General features: G+C 41.8%; 30 protein-coding genes. 17 read left to right on the forward strand and 13 right to left on the reverse strand.

What is annotated here, in order from left to right:
• Nucleotides 1-32 precede the first annotated feature (32 nt).
• On the forward strand, nucleotides 33-797 hold the full coding sequence (locus C0213_00105) for a lipase (protein ID AUX10910.1): 765 nt from the start codon (nucleotides 33-35) through the stop codon (nucleotides 795-797).
• A 378-nt stretch (nucleotides 798-1,175) separates the two neighbouring features.
• A complete protein-coding gene (locus C0213_00110; GenBank protein ID AUX10911.1) occupies nucleotides 1,176-1,844 on the forward strand; it encodes a haloacid dehalogenase in 669 nt (222 codons plus the stop codon).
• On the opposite strand, the gene C0213_00115 is transcribed toward C0213_00110, so the two are convergent.
• The gene (locus C0213_00115) at nucleotides 1,841-2,308 is read right to left on the reverse strand and encodes a ribonucleotide reductase assembly protein NrdI (GenBank protein AUX10912.1); all 468 of its coding nucleotides are present in this window, start codon (nucleotides 2,306-2,308) and stop codon (nucleotides 1,841-1,843) included. The genes C0213_00110 and C0213_00115 overlap by 4 nt on opposite strands.
• 106 nt (nucleotides 2,309-2,414) lie before the next feature.
• On the opposite strand from C0213_00115, the gene C0213_00120 reads away from it, so the two are divergent.
• Nucleotides 2,415-3,272 carry a hypothetical protein gene (locus tag C0213_00120; GenBank protein ID AUX10913.1) on the forward strand — a complete coding sequence of 286 codons (858 nt, stop codon included), beginning with the start codon at nucleotides 2,415-2,417 and terminating at the stop codon, nucleotides 3,270-3,272.
• Nucleotides 3,273-3,325: 53 nt separating this feature from the next.
• Here the strand turns inward: C0213_00120 and C0213_00125 are convergent, their stop codons facing one another.
• Entirely contained in the window at nucleotides 3,326-3,952 is a 627-nt protein-coding gene (locus C0213_00125; GenBank protein ID AUX10914.1) for a hypothetical protein, read from the reverse strand.
• Between the two features lie 11 nt (nucleotides 3,953-3,963).
• Entirely contained in the window at nucleotides 3,964-4,407 is a 444-nt protein-coding gene (locus tag C0213_00130; GenBank protein ID AUX10915.1) for a hypothetical protein, read from the reverse strand.
• A 114-nt stretch (nucleotides 4,408-4,521) separates the two neighbouring features.
• On the opposite strand from C0213_00130, the gene C0213_00135 reads away from it, so the two are divergent.
• Nucleotides 4,522-4,887 (forward strand): iron-sulfur cluster biosynthesis family protein, encoded by a 366-nt coding sequence (locus tag C0213_00135; GenBank protein ID AUX12777.1) that lies wholly within the window; start codon nucleotides 4,522-4,524, stop codon nucleotides 4,885-4,887.
• A 109-nt stretch (nucleotides 4,888-4,996) separates the two neighbouring features.
• The gene (locus tag C0213_00140) at nucleotides 4,997-5,857 is read left to right on the forward strand and encodes a DegV family protein (GenBank protein AUX10916.1); all 861 of its coding nucleotides are present in this window, start codon (nucleotides 4,997-4,999) and stop codon (nucleotides 5,855-5,857) included.
• 48 nt (nucleotides 5,858-5,905) lie between these two features.
• Here C0213_00140 and C0213_00145 read toward each other — a convergent pair whose 3' ends face one another.
• From C0213_00145 to C0213_00175, 7 genes are all read right to left on the reverse strand, one after another.
• Entirely contained in the window at nucleotides 5,906-7,249 is a 1,344-nt protein-coding gene (locus C0213_00145; GenBank protein ID AUX10917.1) for a hemolysin, read from the reverse strand.
• Nucleotides 7,250-7,479: 230 nt separating this feature from the next.
• A complete protein-coding gene (locus C0213_00150; protein ID AUX10918.1) occupies nucleotides 7,480-8,331 on the reverse strand; it encodes a 2,5-diketo-D-gluconic acid reductase in 852 nt (283 codons plus the stop codon).
• An 83-nt stretch (nucleotides 8,332-8,414) separates the two neighbouring features.
• A complete protein-coding gene (locus C0213_00155) occupies nucleotides 8,415-9,647 on the reverse strand; it encodes a DNA replication initiation protein (protein AUX10919.1) in 1,233 nt (410 codons plus the stop codon).
• Between the two features lie 73 nt (nucleotides 9,648-9,720).
• Nucleotides 9,721-10,086: a hypothetical protein gene (locus C0213_00160; protein ID AUX10920.1), complete on the reverse strand. Its 366-nt coding sequence runs from the start codon at nucleotides 10,084-10,086 to the stop codon at nucleotides 9,721-9,723.
• 93 nt (nucleotides 10,087-10,179) lie between these two features.
• Nucleotides 10,180-11,319: an MFS transporter gene (locus C0213_00165; protein ID AUX12778.1), complete on the reverse strand. Its 1,140-nt coding sequence runs from the start codon at nucleotides 11,317-11,319 to the stop codon at nucleotides 10,180-10,182.
• 63 nt (nucleotides 11,320-11,382) lie between these two features.
• Nucleotides 11,383-12,540, reverse strand: coding sequence for a tRNA epoxyqueuosine(34) reductase QueG (gene queG / locus C0213_00170; protein ID AUX10921.1), 1,158 nt, complete (start codon nucleotides 12,538-12,540; stop codon nucleotides 11,383-11,385).
• A 24-nt stretch (nucleotides 12,541-12,564) separates the two neighbouring features.
• Entirely contained in the window at nucleotides 12,565-13,353 is a 789-nt protein-coding gene (locus tag C0213_00175) for a protein-tyrosine-phosphatase (GenBank protein AUX10922.1), read from the reverse strand.
• A 126-nt stretch (nucleotides 13,354-13,479) separates the two neighbouring features.
• Between C0213_00175 and C0213_00180 the strand changes: the two genes are divergently transcribed.
• The 7 genes from C0213_00180 to C0213_00210 all read left to right on the forward strand — a co-directional run bounded on the left by C0213_00180 (nucleotide 13,480) and on the right by C0213_00210 (nucleotide 18,500).
• Nucleotides 13,480-14,424: an ion transporter gene (locus C0213_00180; protein AUX10923.1), complete on the forward strand. Its 945-nt coding sequence runs from the start codon at nucleotides 13,480-13,482 to the stop codon at nucleotides 14,422-14,424.
• 115 nt (nucleotides 14,425-14,539) lie between these two features.
• Complete coding sequence (locus C0213_00185; protein AUX12779.1) at nucleotides 14,540-15,013, forward strand: universal stress protein UspA; 474 nt, start codon at nucleotides 14,540-14,542, stop codon at nucleotides 15,011-15,013.
• A gap of 233 nt (nucleotides 15,014-15,246) precedes the next feature.
• Complete coding sequence (locus C0213_00190; GenBank protein AUX10924.1) at nucleotides 15,247-15,741, forward strand: hypothetical protein; 495 nt, start codon at nucleotides 15,247-15,249, stop codon at nucleotides 15,739-15,741.
• A 229-nt stretch (nucleotides 15,742-15,970) separates the two neighbouring features.
• Nucleotides 15,971-16,909 carry a 2-dehydropantoate 2-reductase gene (locus tag C0213_00195; protein ID AUX10925.1) on the forward strand — a complete coding sequence of 313 codons (939 nt, stop codon included), beginning with the start codon at nucleotides 15,971-15,973 and terminating at the stop codon, nucleotides 16,907-16,909.
• Nucleotides 16,910-16,922: 13 nt separating this feature from the next.
• Nucleotides 16,923-17,390, forward strand: a complete 468-nt coding sequence (locus C0213_00200) for a universal stress protein (GenBank protein ID AUX10926.1) — start codon at nucleotides 16,923-16,925, stop codon at nucleotides 17,388-17,390.
• Nucleotides 17,391-17,470: 80 nt separating this feature from the next.
• Nucleotides 17,471-18,199: a hypothetical protein gene (locus C0213_00205; GenBank protein AUX10927.1), complete on the forward strand. Its 729-nt coding sequence runs from the start codon at nucleotides 17,471-17,473 to the stop codon at nucleotides 18,197-18,199.
• A gap of 85 nt (nucleotides 18,200-18,284) precedes the next feature.
• Nucleotides 18,285-18,500 (forward strand): hypothetical protein, encoded by a 216-nt coding sequence (locus tag C0213_00210; protein ID AUX10928.1) that lies wholly within the window; start codon nucleotides 18,285-18,287, stop codon nucleotides 18,498-18,500.
• Nucleotides 18,501-18,589: 89 nt separating this feature from the next.
• Here C0213_00210 and C0213_00215 read toward each other — a convergent pair whose 3' ends face one another.
• Entirely contained in the window at nucleotides 18,590-19,777 is a 1,188-nt protein-coding gene (locus C0213_00215) for a cyclopropane-fatty-acyl-phospholipid synthase (protein AUX10929.1), read from the reverse strand.
• A gap of 164 nt (nucleotides 19,778-19,941) precedes the next feature.
• Here C0213_00215 and C0213_00220 point away from each other — a divergent pair, with 164 nt between their 5' ends.
• Nucleotides 19,942-20,955 carry an AI-2E family transporter gene (locus tag C0213_00220; GenBank protein AUX10930.1) on the forward strand — a complete coding sequence of 338 codons (1,014 nt, stop codon included), beginning with the start codon at nucleotides 19,942-19,944 and terminating at the stop codon, nucleotides 20,953-20,955.
• Between the two features lie 59 nt (nucleotides 20,956-21,014).
• Here the strand turns inward: C0213_00220 and C0213_00225 are convergent, their stop codons facing one another.
• A complete protein-coding gene (locus tag C0213_00225; GenBank protein ID AUX10931.1) occupies nucleotides 21,015-21,260 on the reverse strand; it encodes an XRE family transcriptional regulator in 246 nt (81 codons plus the stop codon).
• Between the two features lie 169 nt (nucleotides 21,261-21,429).
• Between C0213_00225 and C0213_00230 the strand changes: the two genes are divergently transcribed.
• Nucleotides 21,430-21,627, forward strand: a complete 198-nt coding sequence (locus C0213_00230; protein ID AUX10932.1) for a hypothetical protein — start codon at nucleotides 21,430-21,432, stop codon at nucleotides 21,625-21,627.
• Nucleotides 21,628-21,730: 103 nt separating this feature from the next.
• Here the strand turns inward: C0213_00230 and C0213_00235 are convergent, their stop codons facing one another.
• Nucleotides 21,731-22,783, reverse strand: a complete 1,053-nt coding sequence (locus tag C0213_00235; GenBank protein AUX10933.1) for a D-alanine--D-alanine ligase — start codon at nucleotides 22,781-22,783, stop codon at nucleotides 21,731-21,733.
• A gap of 194 nt (nucleotides 22,784-22,977) precedes the next feature.
• Here C0213_00235 and C0213_00240 point away from each other — a divergent pair, with 194 nt between their 5' ends.
• The 3 genes from C0213_00240 (at nucleotide 22,978) to C0213_00250 (ending at nucleotide 25,675) form a co-directional block, all read left to right on the forward strand.
• The gene (locus C0213_00240; protein ID AUX10934.1) at nucleotides 22,978-23,418 is read left to right on the forward strand and encodes an Hsp20/alpha crystallin family protein; all 441 of its coding nucleotides are present in this window, start codon (nucleotides 22,978-22,980) and stop codon (nucleotides 23,416-23,418) included.
• Nucleotides 23,419-23,541: 123 nt separating this feature from the next.
• Entirely contained in the window at nucleotides 23,542-24,438 is an 897-nt protein-coding gene (locus C0213_00245) for a sodium ABC transporter ATP-binding protein (GenBank protein ID AUX10935.1), read from the forward strand.
• Nucleotides 24,431-25,675 (forward strand): ABC transporter permease, encoded by a 1,245-nt coding sequence (locus C0213_00250; protein AUX10936.1) that lies wholly within the window; start codon nucleotides 24,431-24,433, stop codon nucleotides 25,673-25,675. Before C0213_00245 ends, C0213_00250 begins: the two co-directional genes overlap by 8 nt.
• Nucleotides 25,676-25,743 lie beyond the last annotated feature (68 nt).

The raw sequence follows: 25,743 nt of genomic DNA on the forward strand, positions 1-25,743 counted from the left end.
GCCCGGGAAATTAAAAAGAGGGAGACAGATGAATGATTAGTATCGAAGAACGCCAATTTGGCGCCGTTAGCACATTAATTGTGACGCCAAGTGGGCAAGAACAAACCTTGTTACCAACGGTATTTGTCTATCACGGTTGGACGCATCGTAAGGAATCTGAATTGATGTTGGCTAACTTTCTCGCTAAAGCAGGTTTTCGGGTTGTTTTACCAGATGCCAAATGTCATGGTAAACGCCACGGTAGCCAAATGTTTTCAGAGTTGATGTTTGAATTCTGGCAGATTGTGATGCAATCAGTCGATGAATTCGGGCCATTAGTTACCGCCTTACAAGCAGAAGGCTTAGTTGACCCAGAACGCCTGGGCGTCACTGGCACATCAATGGGGGGGATTACAACGGATGCCATTTTAGCCCGTTATCCCAACGTTAAAGTCGGTGTTGACAAGATTGGCTCACCAATGCCAGTAGCGTTTGCTAAATGGCAAACCAGTCAACTACCACAATCGATTCAAGAACGGTACCAAGATCAAATTGAAACGACACTCGCAGATTTGGCAGATTATGATTTAGCATTGAATGCCAGTCGTTTAGCGGGTCGCCCACTCCATTTTTATCACGGAACAGCTGATCCAATGGTGCCTTATCAATTTACTGCTGATTTCATCACGCAGATTACAGAAGATGAAACCCCAGCAACAAAACAAGTTACATTAACGACTGAAAATAACGGTCAACATAAAGTATCTGACGAGGCACAACTGGACACCGTCACATTTATGCAGGCTCATCTGAAATAAAAAATAGCTAGCGATTGAACCGATATTGGTCAACTGCTAGCTATTTTTATGCAAACAAAAAGCCGGTCTTGGGGGGACCGACTTTTTGCAGATCCGAAGATCTAAAAAGGAGTAAGGGTTCTACAGATTATTTTGGGGGGATAATCTGTACGGTGAAGCGCGCTTCACCAGTATTTTACTTTGGAGGAGTAAAATGAAAAAGTTAAGTAGTATGAAATAGAAAAGTATCGCTTTTCTATACTTGTAACTATAAGGGGTAAATGTGAAGATTTTGTGAAGCGCGCTTTATAGATTTATGAAAAAAAGGATAAGGAAAGTTTAAGGCTAAAATAGTATGCTAAAATAAAGTATATTCAAAGAGATTGAGGATGAAAACTGATGACAAAAGGAACCGTTTTATTTGATTTAGATGGTACGATTGCTGACTCACAAAAAGGGATTATTAATGCCTTAGAGTATATGATTGAGGAACTGGCTTTGCCAACGCAAACGACAGCCCAATTAATTAGTTTTATTGGGCCACCCCTTAACGAAACGATTATGAAGGTCTTTGGTTTGGATGAAGCGGCCACACAACAGGCGATTAAAACGTTCCAAGCATATTATGCGCCTAAAGGCTTATATGAAAATGAGCTTTATCCAGGGATGCACGAAACATTAGCCGCCTTGCAAGCCCAAGATTTACAATTAGCGATTGCAACGTCTAAACCGGAACCCTTTGCTAAGAAGATTATCGATCACTTAGAATTAACGCCTTATTTTAGCGGTGTTTACGGTGCCAGTGTTGATGAAACAACGCGGGTTAAAAAAGCGGACGTCATTACTTATGCGTTGGCAGAACTCGGTTTATCAACGAAGACCGAACCACTCTTGATGGTTGGTGATCGCCAAAATGATATCCTTGGTGCCAAACAAAATGAAATGGCAGCTGTTGGTGTCAGTTATGGTTTCGGGAGTATCGCTGAACTAAAAAAAGCCGGTGCGGTCCAAATTGTGACCCAACCGACTGATTTAATTACGACGTTACCCGCTAATTTGAAACTTTAGGCGTGTTTTTGCGCATTAGCGACTAATAACATGTAGATCCGACCAACATCGCGTGAGTTACCACGAAGTTCGTAATCCGCGATGAAGGGTGCGTTAAATTGTTCGGCATAGCGTTTGGCGGTTAAGCAGTATTGTTCGTTGAAATTACGATTACCGCTGCCAATCACGCCGTAACATAAATCAGCATTATGCCCATAAGCGATATATTCGCCTAAGCTGTTGGTCATCAATTCTTTGACGCCGTTGTCGATACCGTTACCACCATCCAAATAGGTGGGCACAAAAGCATAAAAGGGTGCTGTTTCATCTTTAAGAGGTGTGGCGTCTGAAATTTCGGTCAACTTAATCGTTGGTAGGGCCGGATTAGTGGTATGTTGTTGTTGGGCGTAGTCTTGCAAATCGGTAACAAATGAACGGGTATTACCGGCCAGCGAAATATATAAAATGGATAGATTAGTGATCATTGAAGTGCCTCCTGTGAACGATACTATATACTCACTGTAGCATTTAATAATTGATATGCCTAGTCTTAAAATTTAAGGATAACTGTAAAATCGAAAGGAAAATATAATGACCAATATGAGTCGACTGGACCAAACAACAAGGACGACAAGACCGAATAAGGGTCTTAGTCGCTTTCTGACTTTTTTAATTTTTTGCTGCGCTTTCTTTGGGATTGGCGGCATTATTTTAAATCAAACCGTCTTAAAAGAATCGTTTACCCAAGAACAACTTAATCAGCCGAAGACCTTGAAACTCGTGACAAACGAATTCAATACAGTTTTATTAGATGCGGCGCAAAAAAATGGTTTACCGCAATCGGTTCAAGTCCAATTGCTCTCAACCGCGGATGTTAAAACGGATATGACCAAGACCGTTAAGAATATCTATGCATTCAAGGATCGGCCATTAGACAGTGATCAAATGGTTGAACAAATGGCCGGGAATTTAACGGCAGCTATTCCTAGCAACCCCATTGAACAAGCGTTAGTCAAAACGGCGGTCGCCGCGGTTCAACCACCATTGAAGACGTATTTAAATGATCAAATTCAAACGCCGTATCTAACCCCAATGGTTTCTGAACTGGCCGTTATGACGAGTGTTGTTAACATCGGGATGTGGATTGCGATTATTATGGGAATCGTCTTATTAATCGTCCAATACGCGGTCAGTGGGAAGTTCCGCTACCTATTCGGGAGTTTAGGCGCAGCACTTGCTTGGAGTGGCTTATTCCTCCTCTTAGGGACTGAAACAGCTAAATTCAGTGGTTTGATTGAAGAAGTTGCCCAACGTGCCGGTGAGTTCAATACAGTGATTATTAACTACGCCACAAGCGTCTTGGATTATGCTTGGCAAGTCAGTTTGATCGCTTTGATTAGCGGCGTTGTTTTGTGGATTCTAGCGAAGATTTTCCAAAAGGTTCGTTAACCAAAAAGGGTGTGAGGACGAAAGTGACTTTCGTTCCCACATCCTTTTTTGCTTTAATAAGCCGTAATGATAATTTGGTGGTTGAGATAATTGGCCATGTAGATTTGTTGTAGTTCGTACCCTTGTTGGGCAATATCAGCGAGTAGCCAGTCTTCATCTTTGTCGATTAAACTTAATGCATCGGCGTTGATTTGCCCATCCATAATTAGTGGGTATTTAATCGTCGCGTCGCCTTTTTGAGTAATGGTCAGTTGGCCGTTTTGCTCTAGAATCGCCCGTTGAACGGTTCGAATATCACTAATCCCGGCAATTCTGAGTTTAAAAGCAAGGTCTTGGGCTGACAGGCTATTTTTGGCGGCGGTGCGGGCATCGATGCGGCCGTTAGTGATAATCGTTTGGGGCACACCAATCACCCAGCGTTTAATCCATTGATTGTGGGTGGTTAAAAATTTCATGGTGAAAACAATTAGTGTCCAGATTAAGAGTACCAAGAAAAATTGGATAAACGAGATATCGGCGTTATAAATCATACCGCCGACGATGCCGCCGAGGACGTAATTTTGAAGTTGATCGATGCCGCTAGAAGGGGCTAAGTTGCCCTTACCAGAGAGGTTAATTTGTAAAACGAGGCAAAAAAAGCCGAAGATTAATTTGATGGTAATATCTAAATAAGATGGCATGTGCTGACTCCTTATTGTTGGTAGGTTATTTTCGGGTTGATGAGCTGTGCTTTTTGGAGTTGATAACTGGTGAAGTTATTGTCGAAGACTACTTGATAGTAGTGCTGATGGACTTTGACGACCATGTTTTGTTGGAGCGAAGTGGCATTGACGGAGACCGATTTGACCGGGACTTTTTGTGCCTGAGCGATACTCTTCATAAACTGTGTCATCTGTGCTTGTTGCGAGCGCGCCGTATTGAGCTGCTCAACCCGCGTATATTGAATACCACCGAGCAAGACGCCGACTAAGACGAAGATAATCAAGAGATCTCGATATTTTGAATCGGATCGGTGTCGAAGGTATTGGACGAAGAAAATGAGAATTAGACTCCCAACGAGTAGTGAGAGTAAAATTTTAAAATAGAATTCGAAATCGTTTTGATTGATGAAATAAGAATAACGATAAAAAAGCATTCAAAGTGCCTCCTGGATAAATTTACTGACTTTAATTGTAGCATAGTCCTCAAGCATATAAATTGTGTAAAATCTAAATGGTGGTAAGCTAAATATATGAAAGGGATGATTAATATGGTATTAAAAATAACAGCAGCAGCTCAAGAGAAGATTCAAAAACAAATGACGACTAATCAAACATTATTACTTGATTTAAATGATGGCGTCGGTCCATTCTCAAAGGTTGGTTTTTGTTCATTAGATACTGATTTCCGGTTATTAATTGTACCAAATGATGCGGACTTAAAGAGCTATCCAGAAACGTTTGATTCAGAGATGGGCCCGATTCACTACAAAGCTTATACAGCTGACTATTTTGATGGTCATGAGGTTCTCGATTTAGATGAAAAACGCCAAGTATTAACCTTAGTTAATAATAGCGGTGTGGTTGATAACCGTGTGCCAATTATCGTTTTTGATCATGAAAAAATAACAGAATAAGGGTCATTTTAAAAAGCAGTGTCCAGAGGCGACACTGCTTTTTGCTTGCTTGTTATTTCAGGATTAAGGTGGGATAATGGCAAGAAATAGTGTTACAAAGGAGTCCTACATGAAAACGGCAATTGTAACGGATAGTGCTGCTTACCTTGATCCTGAGGTTGCGCAGGCCAACAAAATCATCGTTGTGCCAATCACAGTGATTTTTGGGCAACAAACTTATTTAGAAAATATTGAAATTTCAACCACTGAATTTTATGAAAAGATGCGCACGACCGATAAATTACCGACTACTTCTCAAATTACGATGGGTCAAATGCAGATGGTCTTTGATCAACTGATTGCAGATGGTTTCGACGAAGTCATCTGTATTCATTTATCGAGCGGAATTACGAGTTTTATCGATAATCTGCAAGCCTATGCTTGCCAAGTCGAAGGGATTACGGTTTATCCGTTTGATTCGAAAGTCACGAGTGCCGGCGAAGCTTTCCTAGCATTAGAAGCAGCGCGGCTAGTGGCCCAAGGCGAACACGCTGAAACCATCATGCCTAAATTAGCTACTTTACGAGAGACAATCGGTGTTTACTTCGTCGTTGATGATTTGAGTCATTTGATGCGGACTGGGCGGATTTCTAACGGGGCCGCTTTTGTCGGAAACTTATTACGAATCAAACCAATTTTAAGTTTCGACACAGCTGGTAAAATTGTGGCGTTGACCAAGGAACGAACGAAAAAACGGGCCTTTCAAAAAGTGTTAACCGATTTTGAAGCAGCCGTGGCCGCCGCTGATTATCCGATTCGCGCGTGCGTGATCGACGGGAATAACCCAGAAGAAAGTGCACAGTGGGTTGAAACCCTGACGGCTAAATTTCCCGGGATGCCAATTGAAACCAGTCATATCGGACCAGTTGTGGGGGTTCATACTGGTGAAAAGGTGATGGGCATTATATGGGGCCGCGATTATCTAATTTAAAGCGATTAAAAAGGCGTCGACAATTATGTCGACGCCTTTTTTTGACTTTTAAAGTGTTGTATCTGCACGTTGTGGATTGACGGAAACTTCAAACCAATCAATGTAGCCGCGGTTAAATTCGGCGACTGTTAAATCGAAGCGGTCAATTGAAACAACGAAATCTTGATGTAAGTCAGTGAAGTTTTCTAAGACATAACCGGCAACAGTTACGCTATCTGAGGCTTCAAAGGCTTCAATGTCTGCCTTGAAAAAGCGTTCAAAATCGTAAAGCGTGGTTTTACCACTAACGCGATAACGGTTGTCATCTTCTTTGATGATATATTCATCCGAAACGTCGTCGATTTCATCTTTGACAGTCCCGAATAATTCTTCGTAAATATCTTTATCGGTGACAATCCCACTCGTCCCACCGTATTCATCAACAACGACCACAATCGGTGTTTGTTTATTAATCATTTGGGTTAATAAACTATGAATGGGTGTTGTTTCAGGAACAGAGATGATTGAACGGAGTAATTTGCTAACGCGGATTGAATCATCAACTTGTGCTTGGCGCACCAGGTCGTAAGCGTAGACGTAACCGAGAATTTTATCTTTATCATTTTCAGCAACGACTGGAAAGCGACTAAAGCCTTGTTGGAGATAGTCTTTAACAACGTCTTTGACAGTATCGGTAATGTCGACGACGTATAAACTAGTTCGATCAACCATGACGTCTTTGGCAATTCGATCGTTAAAATCAAAGGCCCGTTGCATGTAAACTAAATCATTGCGATCCAATTCACCACCGCTGACGGCATTTTTAGAAAGGCTGATGATTTCAGCTTGTGATAAAACATCACTACTTTCGTCGGCAGGTGCAAAGCCAATTAATTTAACCACCCCGTTTGCCGAAACATTTAATAACCAGACGAATGGGTAGAAAATGATGTGACAGTAATGAAGCGGCTTAGCCACGGCCATTAGCATCTGCATTGGGATATCGATACTGATGTTCTTCGGTACAATTTCAGTGAAGACAACTTCTAAATAGGTTAGGACTAAAACCCCGGCGACTGCGCCGATAATGTGCAAGCCGCTCTCAGAGACAAGATGCGTCAAGCCCAATAAGTCAACTAACACTGTTTCGACAGTTGATTCACCAATCCACCCTAAGATAATCCCGGCAACACTGACCCCAACTTGCGTGGTTGAAAGATACTCATTGAGATTTTGAGTCATCTTAAGGGCGAGCTTCAATTTTTTAGGACTACCATTTCCGGAATGAATCGCATCTTCGAGGGCACTGGGACGTGTTTGAACGAGTGCGAATTCAGCAGCCACGAAAAAGGCTGCTAGAAAGAAGGTAACGAACATCACGAACAGATTGGTAAATATCTGACCACTTGACAATATAATTCCCCATTTCTTAAATCATTAATGCTATCTTACCATTTTCAGACCTGCAACGGTAAATAACGTCGGTCATAAGTCTGATTTTCTGATATATCATAATGAAAATACCATAATTAATGGTGGAGGTAAACTAAATTTTGTAAACTACTTTTTAAATTCGTTGTTGTTCATACAAAAAGAGCAAACAGCGTGTTGATTCACGCAGCTGCTCTTGAGCGAGGTTATCTTTAGAATGTTGTTGTATCAGGGTCTTTAGCTTTACCAACCACCCCATCGAGCTGATCAATGGTTTGCATGTCAGCGGGTGTTAGTTCAAAGTCAAATAGGTGCGTATTTTCTTGAATATAGTTGGCGTGAACTGATTTTGGTAATGGTAAGAAGCCATGTTGCAATGACCAACGCAGTGCGATTTGTGGAATTGAGCGTTGGTATTTAGCAGCGAGCGTCTTCATTTCTGGCACATCAAAAATCTTACCAGTCCCAAGAGGACTATAAGCTTCTAATAACAGACCGTTATCGCGCGAATATTGAACCGTTTCAGCTTCTAATTCACCAGGCGCTAAGAAGATTTGGTTGACCATTGGTTGCACTTTAGCAGTCTTTTTCAAGGCTTCTAAGTGGTGGGGCCGGAAGTTGCTGACACCAATCGCCTTGGCCTTACCAGCCTGATAAAGTTCTTCCATTGCTCGCCAAGTTTCAGCGTTAGCTGCTTCCCAGTTATCACGGAAATCAATTGGGTTGGGCCAGTGAATTAATAATAAATCAACATAATCAGTTTGCAATTTTTGGAGTGATTCTTCAAAAGATTGCATTGTTAAATCATAACTGTGATTAGCATTCCAAATTTTAGTTGTTAGAAAGAGGTCTTGCCGGGCAACACCACTTTCTTGGATAGCAGTACCGACACTGGCTTCGTTTTGGTAAGCTTGGGCCGTATCGATGTGGCGGTAACCCGCGTCAAGTGCGGCCTTAACGGCTTTAATGGCTGTATCGCCATCTGGTGTTTGCCAAGTTCCAAAACCAAGTACGGGAATCTGAACGCCGTTTGTTAACGTATAAGTCGTTGTTAATGTCGTCATTTAAAAGACACTCCTTTTTGAACTGAATTGATTACAAGGTCAATTTTACACTTTTGGCTTGTTTTTGAGTAGGAAAGTGTCTTTTATTGCCCGGGAAATGTGGCCGTTTGTAATGCTAATAATCGTTTTTGCAAGGCTGGGTCGAGCGCGTAGAGGTAAAGCCCGTTGCGCGCCCGGCTCATCAAGACGTAGAGACTATTGAGAATGATTTGGGTCTTAATCTGGTTTGGATTATCAAAGCGATTGGCCCCGGCAAAAGCCGCTTGATCCTCGTAGTATTCTGGTTTAATCAGTAGGCAATCTTGCGCTGGGTCATAACCAATTGAAGGGCCTAAAATGACGCCGGCATAGTTTAAATCGAAGCCCTGAATCGTATAAACCGAACCAACTTCATCAATGCTGTCTTCACGTTCCGCCCAGTAAGTCTTGGCGGTGGGTTGATACCGATCCCAGCGTAATTTGAAATGGGGAGCGGTCACGTAATGGTCGTGCGGATCATTGAGGGTGGCTGGAAAATCATAGGTCGCCAGTAACCGGGCCAAACCACTGTCTTGATTACGTTGACGAATAGCGGCATATAGTTGGGCTGCGTCTGCAAAAATTTTGAATTCAAAATGCGGATCTTGGGGTAAGGGCTTGATTTGCCGTTTGTGAAAGGCTTGTAACCACTGTTCGACCGAAGAGGTTGCCTGTATCCGAAACTGATGGTGCAGCTGTGCTAGTTGATAAGGCCCAGCTTGGAGTTTAGCGAGTAGCTGTTGTTGTTGCCAATAACTTTTGACCTTGAGGACTTGTTGTTCATCAAAAATGAGAATCGTAATCCGACTGTGCTTGCGAATCTCGTCTAACTGATTATCCTGTCTGAAGTGGTTATAAGGATCACTATGCGTCAACAAGAGGTGCGCTTCATCCACTAAAACGATATCGGCGCGGGTCGCTTGTTTGCTGGTTTGGTTGATAAAAGTTGTCGGCCGTTGAAAATCTTTTTTCAAGAGTGCGTTAGTTGGTTGAACGTTATTTTGGTAGAGTTTCAACATTTCTGGATGATTAACCAATAATTTGTTGTTGGTTTGGTACAACGGGGAAGTCGGTGTTTTGCGTGCAAGTTCTTGGAGCGTCGAGAAGACGCTGTTTAAAATCACACTTTTACCGGTTCCGGCGGCACCTTGAATCAAGAAAGTGGCATGATCTGCATTACGATTTTGTTCGCAAAAATTAATAATCGCGGTTTTGAGTTGCTGTTGCTCGGCAGTGAGTTGATTATCCGGGCGTGTCAATTTGTAGAGGGCGCTGTTTTGGCGCTGAGCATTAGGCAAAAATAGGACTTCTTTCTAAATAGCGTGCTAAAAGAACCCCTGACAATGTATGCCAGAGGTTCTTTAGTAGTGATTAATCGACAAAGACTAATTGGAATTCGTGTTTTGCTAAGTCGATATTGACTGAGACGTGGCGGTTTAAATCGGCCACAATTTGGTGGGCAAGGGTGACGCGTTCTTCGAAGCTCTGGGCATAGGCTTCAAAAACGGTGCCTTTAAAATTAAAGTTTTCAGTGATAAAAATCGCATCGGTCACAAATAGCAGATTATTTTCATCGTGGCGTGAACCAGCTTTTAAGGTCGTGTCGATGTAATGATACAAGTCGGTTGGATCGAAGTTTAATGGTTTTTTCAAGATTGGTTGGATTTGAAAGTCAGGTAAATCGTCAACCATCTGGGCATTGAGCGTCACTTGAGTTAGCGCTTGATATAATTTCATAATAGACACCTTCCTTAATGTGAATTAATAAGCCAAAACGAATTGGTTAACTCTAGTATAACATCTTGGGAAACGCTAGCGTGAATCATAACCTTAGCGTGTTGCTTTGGGCCGGTAGAGCACAAAATGAACGAGTAGAGCGGCGATTTGACAGCCAAGTGCTAGGTAACAAACAGCGGCCCATCCGCCGAGACTCCAAGCAAGGGCGCCAAAAAATGAGCCGGAAGCCCCACCAATGAAGTAAGCAAACATAAAGACTGTGTTATTACGACTGCTGGTGGCCTCACCTAAGGCTTGGACCCGGGTTTGGTTGGATACCTGACCACATTGATTACCGACGTCTAATAAAACGATCCCGAGCATCAGAACTGGTAGGTACTGACCCCAGAAAAGGAATAAGAGGTAGCTGACAGTCATCATTAAGAGGCCCACCGCGATGATAAACCGCGGCGTTTTTTGATCGGCAAAGCGGCCAATCACAGGAGCTGCAAGCGCACCAGCCGCACCGAGAATGGCTAATAAACCAACGGTGCCACTACCCAGATGATAAGCAGGACTCGCCATGTAAAAGACGAGCGTTGACCAAAAGATGCTGAGGGTTCCAAACATGAAGAAGCCGTTAATGGCCGCTTCGCGTAAAAGTGGCTGGGCGCGTACTAAACCAGGTAAAGAACTGATGGTTTGCCAGTAGCTAGGGCCATTTTTAGGGCGTGTATCTTTAGGTAATTTGATGGCTGCTAAGATAATCAGACAGCCAATCGCAATGACGGCTAAAAGGTAAACCCAACGCCAATTGACATAACTACTGATAATGCCACTAAAACTCCGAGAGAGTAAAACGCCCATTAAGAGGCCACTTAAAATCGTCCCGAGGACGGCGCCACGTTTTTGGGGAGCCGCTAGAACGGCCGCATAGGGAATGATAATTTGTGGGACGACTGAGGTTAAGCCAATCAGTAAGCCGGAAAGGGCGAATAAGATGAAGTTCGGCGCTAAAAAGGCGACTAACAAGGATAGCAACGATAAAATCAGCATCCGAAGGATTAAATGGTAACGACTCATGACATCGCCAAAAGGGACGATTAATAATAAGCCGAGGGCATAACCGACTTGGGTTAACATCGCGACCGTGCCAATGGCGCCAGTGTTAACGTGGAAAGTTTGGGCTACCAGGGATTGAATCGGTTGAATATAATATAAATTAGAAACGGCAACACCCGTGATAAAAGCCATCAAAAGAATCAATGGTTGTGTAAGTTGCGTCTGTTGTTGCTTATTTTGCATGTGTGATAGTGCCTACCTCTCTTCAAAACGTTCATTGAGAATTAATAATGCTTTGTGAAACTCGACTTGGGCTTCAGGTTCTTCTTCTTTATCAGCCGCTTGTTGCAAGAAATCTAACATCTCCGGCGTAACATCTCTGACCAATTGGCCCAATGCCCATGCTGCGGTTCCGCGAATAACCGGTCGGGGATCGTTATCGATTAACTGCAACAACTGTGGAATTGCGGTTCGGTCTTTGACGTTGGCCAGCGCGATAATGGCGTTGCGCTGAATTGGCTTTTTGCCCCGCCATGAACCAGATAAGTGGCCGAATTTAACTTTGAATTCTTTATTGCTGATTGTTAGCAATGGTTGTAACTCCGGCATTACTGCTTCTGGATCGGGTTCCATATCGGGATGGAAATGGAAGTCTTTGCCTTTATTAAAAGGACAAACTTGTTGGCAAATATCGCAGCCATAAATCACACTCCGAATTTTAGGCCGGTATTCTTCCGGCATAAAGCCTTTTGTTTGGGTTTGATAAGAAAGGCAGCGGGTCGCATTTAAGCGCCCGTCACCTAATAGGGCCTTAGGCGGACAATAATCGATACAGCGGGTACAGCTGCCACATTGATTGGCCATAGGGGTATCAGGTTCAAATGGAATGTTGGTGATGATTTCGCCGAGATAGACGAAGGACCCGAATTCAGGGGTAATCAATAGCCCATTAAGACCGATAAAGCCAAGACCAGCACGTTGTGCAACGGCGACGTCACTCAATTCACCCGTATCGACCATTGGTTTGAAAGTGACTTCATCATCCTCATCGGCAAGTGCTTTGATCGCGTCGATTAATTGAGCCATCTTATCGCGTAAGATATCGTGGTAATCAATACCCCAAGAAGCCCGGGCAAAACTACCGCGTTTGGCACCTGTTCTGGCGGGTTTGTTGTGAATCTTGGTTGGATAAGCCAGCGCGATGGCAATAATTGATTTGGGTTGGTCGAAAATCAGGTCAGGATAGAGGCGTTCTGCCAGCACTTTGTGTTCAAAACCGCTGGAATGGCCGTTTTTCTTTTGTTCGATTAAGCTGGCCTCTAAATAGTCAAAAGGCGCCGCTGAGGTAAAGCCAATTTTATCGATACCAATTTCTCGGCTGGCCGCGATGACTTGTTCTTTTAAAGTGGGCATAGTGGGACTCCTTATTTGTTTCGGTTACATTAAGTAAATTTTTTGTAAGTCGGTTAAATCGTGATCGGTTAATTGTAATTCGGTCTTGAGATAATTTTGAATTGTGCCGGATTCTTGGCGAATCGCCATTTGCGCGGTTTGGAGATAATCCAAGTGAACGGTCAGTAAGGATTGAACGCTTTGGTAAATACCTTGATCGGCTGTCTTTTGTTGGAGGCGTTGTAAGGACTTCTGCACAAAATCAGCCGATGCGAGGTTAGTGAGTAGGTAATCGGCTTGAATCGTCTCTGCGGGCACGTTAAGGGCGCTGAGCAAAAAGACAGCGGCCATGCCGGTCCGATCCTTACCAGCGGTACAGTGGAAAAGAGTTGTTTGATGATCTTGATCGTTGGCGAGTAGCAATTCAAAAAAGCGGCGGTAAGCTTGCTTGGAATGGGGTTGATTGATCAAGTTATCATAAACCTTTTGCATCCGCGTGTGGCCGCTGAGTGGGTCCTTGCTGAAGAGTTGGTAGAGTTCATCCTGACTCGCTGAATTGGCAGTTTCATCGACGGCAAAAACAGGGAGGAATTCGTAAGTCGCATTAGCGGGCAATCGATCCGGTGCTTTGGCTTGTTCATCTTCAGAACGCAAGTCAATATCATAGCGCAAACCGTATTGATCAAGATAATTTAAATCCGCATCGGTCAGGTGGGCTAAGTTGGCTGAGCGCAGTAATTTATGCCATTTAAGCGTGCGGCCATCAGTCGTTTGATAGCCACCTAATTCTCTAAAGTTATGGCCTTTTTCGAGTGGTAAAATCCGTTGTGTCATCTCTAAAACCTCCCTATTTTCTCATAGATTTATTGTAGCATATTTAATGCTTGGCCGACTTAAACGTGGCAAGCTAGTCGTTAAAACAGTATGATTAAACTGAAAAGTAATTGAGGGGGATAATGCATGATTGCTTATTACGAAATGACACCGGATGGCCAATTAAAACAAGGCTATTCTGAAAAAAATGCAGATTGGGTTCACTTTGAAACCCCAACTAAGCATGAAATGCACCACTTTGCAAAGAAGTATCATTTGCCAACGATGTTATTTGAAGTCGCTCAAGATATCGATGAGGTTGCCCGCTATGAAACGTTTACGACTGATACCGGGGAGCAACTGACCCATATTTGCTTATTAGTGCCGGTTAAGACGCAAGATTCTGAGTCACATACGGAATATATCACCAGACCATTTTCAATGATTGTGAATCAAGATAAGATTTTGACGGTCGGGCATCAGCAAGAAGATTTTTTTAATACCGTATTAAAAATGAAATGGCCAGATACTAAAATTGGAACGGTTGTTTTGAAAAGTATATCGATGATATATCATCAATATCTACTAGCTTTAGGTATTGTTAAACAACAAATTAATCAGTTAGAAGAAAATGTTCATTTTTCAATGCGCAATCAATTTTTGTATGCACTCAAAGCCCTGAAGAAGAGTGTGGTTTATTTGGATCTTGGTTTGAAGAGTAACCAGCAAATTTTTCCACAATTGGAAAAGAGTCCCCTATTTGATGAGGTGCCAGAAGAAGCAACGTTACTTTATCGAATTAACTTACAATTTGCTAAGTCAGATAAGGCGATTACGACTTATAAAGAATTATTAGAACAGTTGAGTGATTTATTATCGGATATTATTTCGAATCGCTTAAATTTAATCATGAAAACACTGACGTCAATTTCAATTGTGTTGACCATTCCAACCATTATTGGTGGTTTCTGGGGGATGAATGTCCCCGTACCGCTAGCCAATAGTAATAAAGGCTTTCTTTTGTTATTGGGGCTTTCAGGAATTGTGAGTGGCTTAGTCGGTTGGTGGCTAAAGAAAAAGGATTATTTCTGATATTACCGCTTAAGAAAACGCTATTCTTTTTGCTTGAATTGTCTGCGAAAGCGGTATATTCTTAAAGTAGTAACATTGCAACATTTGTGCATAAAGAGAAAGTGAGATGAACAGCATGGTTCAAGAATATAAGAGAATATTAGTACCAGTTGATGGTTCCGAAGAAGCTGAATTAGCCCTTAACAAAGCAGTCCAAGTGGCTAAGATGAATCACGCTCAAGTAGATATTTTAAATGTATTAGATACGAAACAATATGCAGGGAGTTATAGTGGCATGCTTTCTGGAGATGCTATTTTCCAAATCTCAGAAGACGCACAAAACTATCTCAATAGTTTGAAATACGATATTCAAACCAATGATAATTTGATGGACGTTGAAATCCACGTCCGTTTTGGCAATCCGAAGAATGTCATTGCACGTGATTTCCCATCAGAATACCAAACCGATTTAATTATGATGGGCTCAACCGGCTTGAACGCTGTTGAACGGATGTTAATGGGTTCTGTTACAGAATACGTTAACCGGACAGCGGTTTGTGACGTGTTGATTGTGAAGACTGACGTTAATAACAATCCCTACAAAAAATAATTTTTAAGTAATCAAAAAGCCATGACAGCACAAGTTGTCGTGGCTTTTTAACGTACTTTGGTAAAAAGGGGTTGTTGGTCTAGTCCCGGTTTATTCTTACTTGCAAGGTGCGGGCTTAATTGACGATCATCCCTAGCATCTGCAGGGAGAGACTGTCCCTTAAATCGCGGATGGTGTATGATGATAAGGAAGATTAAAAGTCTATTTTAGATAATTTAAAGGAGTACACAAAAATGGCACAAGATAACGTTCGCCAATTAGCGGATTGGTTAGAAGAAAACATGACGGCAATTATTGACCGTAAAGTAAGCCTGAATGTTTCAGAAATTTTTGCAGTATTAGATGGTTTTGGTGTTTTGAATAATCCAGTTGAAAAATACTTGGATATTACAGAAGAAACTTACTATCAATCCGAATCAGACCATAAATTAACCTTATCAGATGACCGTAAATTATTGATTGATGTTACTGACCGAATTATGGTGACTCACGTTGACGGCATTTTAGCCGATAACAAAGTTAACTTTGAATACAGTCACGAAGCAGTTTATGAAGATCAATATTTAGTGAAACGCGACCTAGAAGTCCTTACTTACGGTTTAGCCGTGATTGGCGCGGTTGCGGCGACTGTTAAACATAACTTAATTCAAGCGGACCTTTCTAAGGATGCTGTCTTGAGTCTGGCACTTGCTGCTCAAAATATTGCGAACTGGCAAGCAAATCAATAGTATATAAACGGAGTTGGGCCCAAAGTCACTTTTGGCCCAACTTTTTTAATACCCGCTAGTTGCTAAAAGTTTGCTGGGGCGATCATTCACCACTCTTTGTTAACCCTCAGGATATACTCGGATGGCACACTCTTTTTTATTTACCATCAATTAAGCGGTTTCTAGTGAAAAAAAACAAAAAATATGGCATGATTAAACAGTAAATAAGAGTTGAGGAGCTGTTGAATAAATGACAAAAATTGCAATTGCCGGTTCTGGTGCAATGGGCAGCCGTTTTGGCTACATGCTACAAGCAGCCGGGAACGATGTCGTCTTACTAGACAACTGGGGCGAACATGTTCAGGCAATTAATACCAAGGGTTTAACGGTGGCGATTGCGGGGCAAGACGTGCAACACGTTCAGATTCCAGCAGCCTTACCCACAGCGATTAAAGACGTTCAAGATGTGATCATCATCTTTACGAAATCGATGCAACTAGGGGCGATGCTCCAATCAATTAAACCGTTGATTGGTGAAAAGACCAAGGTCGTTTGTTTATTAAATGGCTTGGGCCATCCCGAAACGATTGAACGCTACTTACCCAAACATAATATCTTCGTCGGGATTACGTTGTGGACTGCTGGGTTAACCGGTCCCGGTGAAATTAGCCTCAGTGGTTCCGGTAGTGTTGAACTGCAAAATGTGGCGCCAGAAGCTAAGGGGGCGGCTGAAGAATTAGTCGCCATGTTGAGTGCCGCTGGGTTACAGGCCACTTATAGTGCTGATGTACTATTTTCAATCTGGCGCAAAGCTTGTGTAAATGGGACCTTGAATAGCCTTTGTGCCTTATTGGATTGCAATATTGCCCAACTTGGTCGGACGAGTCAGGTCAACGCACTATTAACTTCCATTGTGACTGAATTTTCAACAGTCGCAGCGACTGAAGCGGTTGATTTAGATGTGCCAACGACGATTGCGCATATCGATCAATTATTTGATCCGACCCAAGCTGGCGAACATTATCCATCGATGCACCAAGATTTAATCCAGCACCATCGTTTAACTGAAATTGACTACTTAAACGGCTACGTTGCGCGCAAGGGCCAAGAACGTGGCATCCCAACGCCCGTCAACCAATTGATTACGCAACTCGTGCATACTAAAGAAGCACTAGTTATCGAAAAATAAAGGAGACCTTAAAATGACCGAAAAACAACCTTTAAACATTGAAGTTACTTCAATGCACTACCAAAAACTATTAATCGCGATTGATGATGATGATCCAACGTCATCAAAACGCGCTTTTAACTATGCTTGTACCGTCGCTAAGATGTACCAAATTCCAATGGGGATTGTCAGCATCTTAGAAACGGGCGATTTAAATATCTATCAATCACTCTCACCAAACGTGGTCGCTAAACGACGGGAAGAAATTGCCGCGGACCTAGATATCTTCGTTCAAAAGGCCCAAGAATTCGGGGTGCAAGAAGTGACCCCAATTCTTGGTGAAGGGAATCCAGGTCACGTGATTGTTGAAGAAATCATTCCTGAATTTAAACCGGATCTTGTCATCTGTGGTTCAAAAACAAAACCTTCAAAACACCTAATCGGTACGCATGCGAGCTACTTATCTAAATATGCCCCTAGCTCAGTGATGGTTGTCCGTTAAAATTTTAAAAGCACCCAAACAATTTTTATTTTGTTTTGGGTGCTTTTTCAATTAGAATAGGATTATCAGGAGGCAAGACTATGGTAGAATGTCCACAATGTCATATTAAATACGGTCGTAAACTGCACCAGTGTCCAAATTGCGGTGCGGCTGCAATCAATCACGAGACGACCCAAACAGAAACAACCCAACTCAAGTATCACCAATTTTTACAGGCGAGTTGGCGCCAACCACTACAAACACCTTGGCGGTGGGTTAATCCGCAATTTGGCTGGATAACCTTTATCATCTTATTGTTACTTAATACGGCGACGATTAGTTTATTGATGGCGGGCTGGTCTGAACAAGTGGGGGCCGTGGCCGGTGTTACTGGGACCCAAGTGATTTTACGGCAACCAGTAGCACTATGGCCGCTTGAATTACGTTTGTTCTTGATTCAATTGGGTGGATTATTGGTTTTAGTGGGGACTGGGTACTTATTAAAACGGTATCTTTTAAAACAAAAAAATTTGCGCTTTGACCGCTATTTAACTGAAATCAGTGCTTACGGGAGCTTCGTCTTACTGCTAACGATGGCGGCCTTGTTGGTTACTTTTATGGCTGGTTTGATGGCGCTGTGGTTAGTTGTCATCTTACTGGTGTTGAGTTATCTCTGGTTGAACATGGCAATTGTTGTCAGTTTAATCCGGCAACCAATGGCGGGCTTTGATCAATTTTACACGGTCATCTTATTTGAAATTATCGTGCACTTGTTATTACTTGTGATGAGTAGTCAAGTGATTATGATGGGCCTTGCGAACCTTCTCTAAAAATAAAAGTGCGTATTTTGGTACACTTTTTGAAAAAGGGACTAATATAGAAAGTGTAATAAGAAATATTTAGGAGGCTTTTGCAATGGCAGTAGGTACAGCAACATTGGTTTTAGATATGAAGATGTCAGAGGCATTTGACTGGAGCGACGATGCAACAATCGTGAGAGACGCATTATGGGACCACTATATGGAATCAAATGGTCACAATACGGATCAAACCGTTGCCGCAATGAAACCTTACCTCAGCATGAGCGATTCAGAAGTTCGGACTAAAGCTGAAGCACTTTTAAAAAAATAACTGAAGACTAAAAAAGTCGCTATGAACAAGCAATTGTTCATAGCGACTTTTTGATTAAGTAAAGCGTGCTTATAGCACACACTTTTATTTTAGATATTATACATATAAGCGCGGGTCATTGGTAAGTCACGGGCACTAGCACCTTTAGAAACGAGGTATTGAATGACATCGATATTACCAGATTCAAAAGATGAGGCACAAGCTTGGAGATAAAGATCCCACATTCTCACGAATTCAAGACTCGTTTGTTGTTGGATTTCATCACGGTGTGCGTTGAAATTGGCATCCCAAATTTCCAACGTCTTTTGATAGTGGCGACGTAAAGGTTCCATGTCAGCAATTTGTAAGCCGGCATCGACAATGTGTTGCGTATTTTCAACCAAGCCTGGCACATAACCACCGGGGAAGATATACTTGTTGATCCAGGCGTTTTTGGCGCCCCCTTGTTGACGCGTAATGCCGTGAATCAGGGCGACGCCATCGTCTGTTAAGTAGTCGGCAACATCTTTGAAGTATTCAGCCAAGTTTTCTTGACCAACATGTTCAAACATACCGACACTTGTAATGTAATCAAATGGGGCGTGTTTTAATTCACGATAATCGACGAGTTCAACAGACGCAACGTCACCGAGCCCTTCTTCATTAATTCGTTGTTGAACAAAATTATATTGTTCTTGGCTTAAAGTAATGCCGACCACTTTTAAGTGATACTCCTTAGCAGCGGTTAACATCAATGTCCCCCAGCCACAGCCAATATCGAGCAATGTCCGATTAGGTTGTGGGTTGAGCTTTTGTAAAATATGGTGAACCTTATTGATTTGAGCAGTTTCCAAATCATCGGTTGGTTGTTCAAAATAAGCACAAGAATAAGTCATGGTTTTATCTAGCCAAAGTTGGTAGAAATCATTACCCAAGTCGTAGTGACTTTGGATATCTTTTTTGCTAGCTTTTTCTGAATGTGATTGTTTAGGTAAGAAGTGAATGTAACTGTGATTGCGCATAAAACTCTCTGAGCTATTGTAAGCAGCCGTTAGTAGTTTTTGAAGGGGGGCGTCACCTTTGCCTGTGACCTCGATATCGCCTGCCATATAGGCTTCCCCTAAGGCTAATGAAGCGTTGCTGGTTAATGATTTGATGGGGATGAGTTTTTTAAAAGTAATTGCTATTTCAGGCTCTCCGGTTCCGTAGACGTCAGTACTACCATCCCAAAAGTGGACAGCGACTGGAAAATCAAAAGAGTGTTGTAGTAGTTTCTTATAAAAAGTTTTTTCTAACATTCCGAAAATCCTTTCTAGGAAAAATTTTTTAATACCAAACCAGTATACGTTTATTTTAAAAATTATGTAAGTCATAACACTTATGTAAGGTTAGGTTTTTCATTATTCAATTGACGTGAAGTGTTGTAAAATGATGATATGTTTTTAAACAGGGAGGAAAACGAGTGACTTTATACCAACGCTTTGTAGCGAATCAACAATTACGGCGCCTAGTCGTTTTAATGGGCATGATTGGCGTTATTTTCGCAGTACGTTCGATGATGAATATTATTTTATTAACGTTCATTTTCACTTTTTTAGTAACCCAATTGGTGCGCCACATCCAACGTTATGTGCGGATACCGCCAGCAGCGGTGGTCGTACCGCTGTATATTTTAGTAATTTTACTGGTGTATTTAGGGGTGACCATTTACGTTCCCCAAATTGCGAAACAAACGATTAAATTAGGTGAAAGTGTCTATAATTTTTACCAGAGTCCATCGTTTGATGCCAATAAATTTATGCAGCTAATCAGCCAATACATGAAGCAATTTAATTTGACCGATCAGTTAAAACACGGTGTTTCAACCTTGGTTAACTATATTACTGGGATTGGTACGATGGGCGTCACGATTGTCTTGTCATTTATCCTCAGTTTCTTCTACACGATTGAACTAGATAAGCTACCACAATTTGGGCATCTCTTTTTGAAGAGTACGTATGGCTGGCTTTTCCAGGATATTGCTTATTTTGCTAAAAAATTTGTGAATACTTTTGGGGTGGTCATTGAGGCTCAAATTTTTATCGCAGTTGTCAACACGCTTTTAACGACAGTGACGTTAACGGTGATGAAGATGCCTAATATTCCGAGTTTGGCCATTATGATATTCCTATTGTCGATGGTACCAGTCGCGGGCGTCATTTTATCATGTATTCCGTTATGTATCATTGCCTTTTCAGTGGGTGGCGTGCAGTATGTGGTTTACATTCTGGTGATGATTACCGTCATTCACGCCTTGGAAGCTTACGTCTTGAATCCGCGTTTTATGTCGAGCAAGACACAACTACCAATTTTCTTCACTTTTGTCGTCCTCTTTGTGGCGGAACGGTTCTTAGGTACGTGGGGCTTAATTGTTGGGTTACCAATTTTCACGTTCTTCTTGGATGTCTTAGGGGTTAAAACGATTAAAACGAAATAACGAAAAAAGGACGCGGTATTAAGCCGGGTCCTTTTTGATTAGTTTAGCGTACTACTGATTTATGAAAGAGATTCGGGGCGGGTTAAGTTACTGTCGGCAATGATGACAGCGAGTTGATTGAGATCAACTTGTAATTCAGTCGCGATGATGAACAACGCTTTTAATGAAGGGGCAGCGCCTTTTTCCCAGCGGAAAATCATGGAGCTACTGACCTTAATATTGTATTTTTGCGTTAATAAATCGGCTAGCTGCCGCATCGTAAGATTCCGTGAAACCCGCTTATCATGTAATAGTTGTCCAAACATTAAATTCACCTTCTTACTCGCAATAAAAACTATAGTATTAAGTATATGACAAAATACGCTAAAAAGTTAACACTTTCGTACAAAATCGTTAATTGACAAGTTTATCTAGATGACGTAATATTCCTAATGTGGAGCAAAGTTTGAGAATATTCATTTGGGGGTGCCAAATTTGGCAGAAAAACTTTTTGTGTTATCAGGGTATTTAAAGAGTCATGACATCAAACAACAGGAAGTCGCTGATGTTTTAAATAAAACGTTAACAACTGCTAACCGTAAGATTCGCGGTAAAATTCCGTTTACCGTCAAGGAAATTCAGTTGCTACACGATCAGCTAGACGTACCGATTCTAATCTTCTTTGAGTCGTAGTTCCTAAAGAGGAATGATTAGTATTAAGTGGGGGTACTGTTAGTGCTTAAGGATATAAAAAAAACGATAAGCCTTTGGGATTATCGTTTTTTTTGTACACTGATTATTTTTCATTAAGTAAAGCTAATTTACCATTCACAATCATTTCACATAAATCAGGGTAGCTAATACCGAGGACTTCAGCTTCTTGTGGAATCAATGACAATGGGGTCATACCAGGTAATGTATTACCTTCGATGACGTGTAAGCCATTTTCAGGACTCCAGAAGAAGTCGATACGCGCATAGTTGGTTAAACCAAGTGCGTGCATAGCATCGAGGGCCATTTGTTTCATGGCTTCGTGAACGTCGTCTGGTAAGTTATTAGGTGGTGTGACGAATTTCGTTGTATTACCGGTTACGAATTTGTGTTCAAAGTCATACCAACCGTCATTAACTTCAATTTCAATGGCCGGTAATGGCTGGCCATTAATCACACCAAGTGAAAATTCGCGGCCCTTGATGAATTCTTCAATCAAGGCTTCATTGTCAAAACGTAAGGCATCTTCAACCGCTGGTTTTAATTCAGCTTCGTTGTGGACGATATGTGTTCCGACACTCGAACCGCCATTACTTGGTTTAACGACTACTGGGTAATCAAATGGGACTTCTGGCATTGGTTGCTGGCGATAAGCAGCCACGAAACGAGCTGTTGGGATATTGTTGAAAAGTAAGATTTCTTTAGAAACCTTTTTGCTCATCGTAATACCAGCGGCTAATGTATCACTACCAGTATAAGGAATTTCAAAGACATCGAGAACCGCTTGGACTTTACCGTTTTCACCATCGCCACCATGTAGTGCGAGGAACACGATATCAGCAGTTTTACAAATCTCTAAGACATTCGGACCAAATAGTTGGGTTGAACCGTCTTGGCGAAGTTTATTGATGGCATCATCTGTTAAGACTTCATCATCAATATCGTAATCTTTTTCAACTGGGTCAGATGAATAAAGCGAGTCAATTGTGGCACCGTCTTTTAATTCATTCCCTAAGAAAAGATCAACAAAGGCTACTTCATGGCCCTTGGTTTGTAGTGCGTGGGTAATCTTGTGTCCGGACGTTAGTGAAACGTTACGTTCAGTACTACGACCGCCCGCTAAGACAACAATTTTCATATGAATCGACCTCCGAATATTTTTGGAACCTTAAGTATAGCATAAAACGCTTAAGGCGGGAATTAAAATACTAAACGAGGGTGATTAATTATCCGTTTTTGGCACTCGCTACAATTGAGTGCTAAATACTTGCAATAAGCGACTAACACGTTAAAATAGAATTGTAATCAAGATAAAGAAAGGAAGTTTTAGAGATGGCAAACGAATTAATGGATCGTCGTCAAGATTGGTTAGATAGCTTGGTAGGGGATGACTTTTTCAAGAACTTCGGCAAACAATTCTTTGCAATGTCACCTGAAACTGACAACCTGTTGAAGACCGATGTGAAGGAAACTGACAAGGATTATCAATTAACAGTTGACTTACCTGGACTTGAAAAACAAGACATTCACGTTGATTATCAAAATAATACGTTAAAAATTAGTGCAAAACGAGATAGCTTTAACGATCATAGTGACTCAGAAGGAAACTTAATTCAAAGTGAACGTCACTACGGTCGCTTCAGCCGTCAATATTATTTACCAGAAGTTGATCGCCAAGCGATTAGCGCAAAATACGATAACGGTGTTTTACAATTAGTTTTACCAAAAATGGCGGAAGATACACAAGCTACCAGCCAAATTGAAATTCAATAATGAGTATTTCAGAGTCACCGATTTTAGTTGGTGACTCTTTTTTTGTGGTCAATAATAATAATGCGTTTTCGTGAGGGATATTGTATAGTTAAAGTAGTTAATAAATGTTGAGGAGGCATTAATATGCTAACGTTAACGCATCTTGAAAAAAGTTTTGGGGCGATGAAAGCTGTTGATGATGTATCGTTTACCGTTCAACCTGGCGAAATATTGGGGCTTATTGGGCAAAACGGGGCTGGCAAGACGACCACTTTTAGAATGATATTGAATTTTTTAACACCAGATAGCGGGACGATTTTGTGGCAGGGCCATGCATTTACCAGTCGTGATTACGATCAATTAGGTTACTTGCCAGAAGAACGGGGTCTTTATCCTAAGATGACCGTGGAACAGCAAATTTTATATTTTGCACAATTGCGCGGCCGAACTGCGGCGGAAATTAAACCACAGATTGACGAGTGGTTAGCACGCTTTGCTGTTAAGGGCCAACGTACCGATAAGATTAAGGATTTATCTAAGGGTAATCAACAAAAGGTACAACTGATTGCGACCTTAATTCATAAACCAGCGCTCATTATTTTGGATGAACCATTCAGTGGATTGGATCCTGTAAATGCAGGTTTATTAGAAGATGGTATTTTATGGTTGAAGTCGCAAGGCTCGGCAATCATTTTTTCAAGTCATGATATGACCAATGTTGCCAAGATTAGTGATCGAATTGTCATGTTGCGTAACGGGCAAGTCGTGTTATCCGGAAGTGTCGACGAAGTACGGGCGCAGTTCGGCCGCACCAAACTTTTCTTAGAGTCCCCCCTAACACAATCTGAATTGGAACAAATTGATGGTGTTTCACGTGTAACACGTCACGGACATCAGTTTGAATTAACCCTAGCTGACGAAGCGGTTGGCAAAGTGATTTTCGAGCGTGCGACACAAGCGGGCTACATACCGGAATTTAGTCAACAAGCCCCTAGTTTAGACGAAATATTTAGATTGAAAGTGGGGGAGCAACATGACTAAATTTAAAATTATTTTTAAACAGGTTTTCTTTAAAAATATTAAAAGCCCGGCCTATATCATCATGATTATCATGCCAATTATTCTATTGGGGGTCATCTTAGGGGTTGGCAAACTGATGGATCAATCTGCTGAACCAGCCAAGATTGCGGTGCTCAGTCAACAACCGGCTGAACAAGCAGCCTTGCAACAAATGAGAGGGCAAGATTATGTCATCGATCCGCAAATTAAGACGCAACCGCAAGCCGCTCAGGCATTAAAACAAGAAAAAATCGATGGTTATTTAGTTATTCAACAAGGTAATAGTCAATATTTCGAACGACAGGATAGCCGTGATTTTGATCCGAGTGGGATTCAAAATCAACTCAATGAAATGAATATTGTAACCCTTGCGCGGCAAGCGAATGTCCCAGCGGACCAAATTCAAAAGTTAACGACACCGATGACCATTAAATCGGTGACCGTTCAGTTTGAAGCGGGCCAACCAAAAATTGATCAGGCCAATCAAAAACAAGTTGGTGAAGGGATTTCATTAGCGATTACCGTCTTAATGTTTGTCTTCATCGTTAATTACGCGGGGATTATCGCACAAGAAATTGCGACTGAAAAAGGCTCGCGCATTATGGAAATCATTCTCTCGAGTGTCTCGGCGACCACCCAATTCTTTGCTAAAATTGCCGCAGTCTTAGCATTAGTTTTAACCCAGATTGTCTTTTACATCCTAATTGGAGTGGCGGGTTATCACTATTTAAAACAACAATTACCATTATCGGCAATTTTAAAACAAGTCGGGCCCAACCTCTGGACGCCACCGGTTTGGTATGCGATTAGTTTTCTAATTGTCGGGGTTTTACTCTATACGGTGATTGCAGCAATGCTCGGATCGGTTGTTTCGCGAATGGATCAAGTCCAACAAGCCATTTCACCGCTGTTGATTCTCAGTACGATTAGTTACATGTGCGGGTTCATCTTAACGACGCGCTCGGATATCGGCTTTTTAAAAGTCCTGAGCTATGTACCGCTCTTTTCACAAATTATGTTACCGGTGCGTTTTGCTAGCGGCGATTTAAGTGCGACCGCCGCCACGCTGGGTCTTGGCTTAGCGATTATCACATTGATTGGCCTTACCTACTTGGCGCTGATTATCTATCGTATGAACATTTTGGTTTATTCAGACAAAGGCGTGATACGCTCATTTATGCGGTCATTTACAATGCTGAAGGCGGAAAAACAAAAATAAAAAGGTGAGAATAGCAACTATGAGAACCTAATTTGGTTATAAAGAGTTAGCTAAAAAAAACGGAATTA

The sequence above is a fragment of the Latilactobacillus sakei genome (assembly GCA_002953655.1).
Lineage (GTDB): Bacteria > Bacillota > Bacilli > Lactobacillales > Lactobacillaceae > Latilactobacillus > Latilactobacillus sakei_A.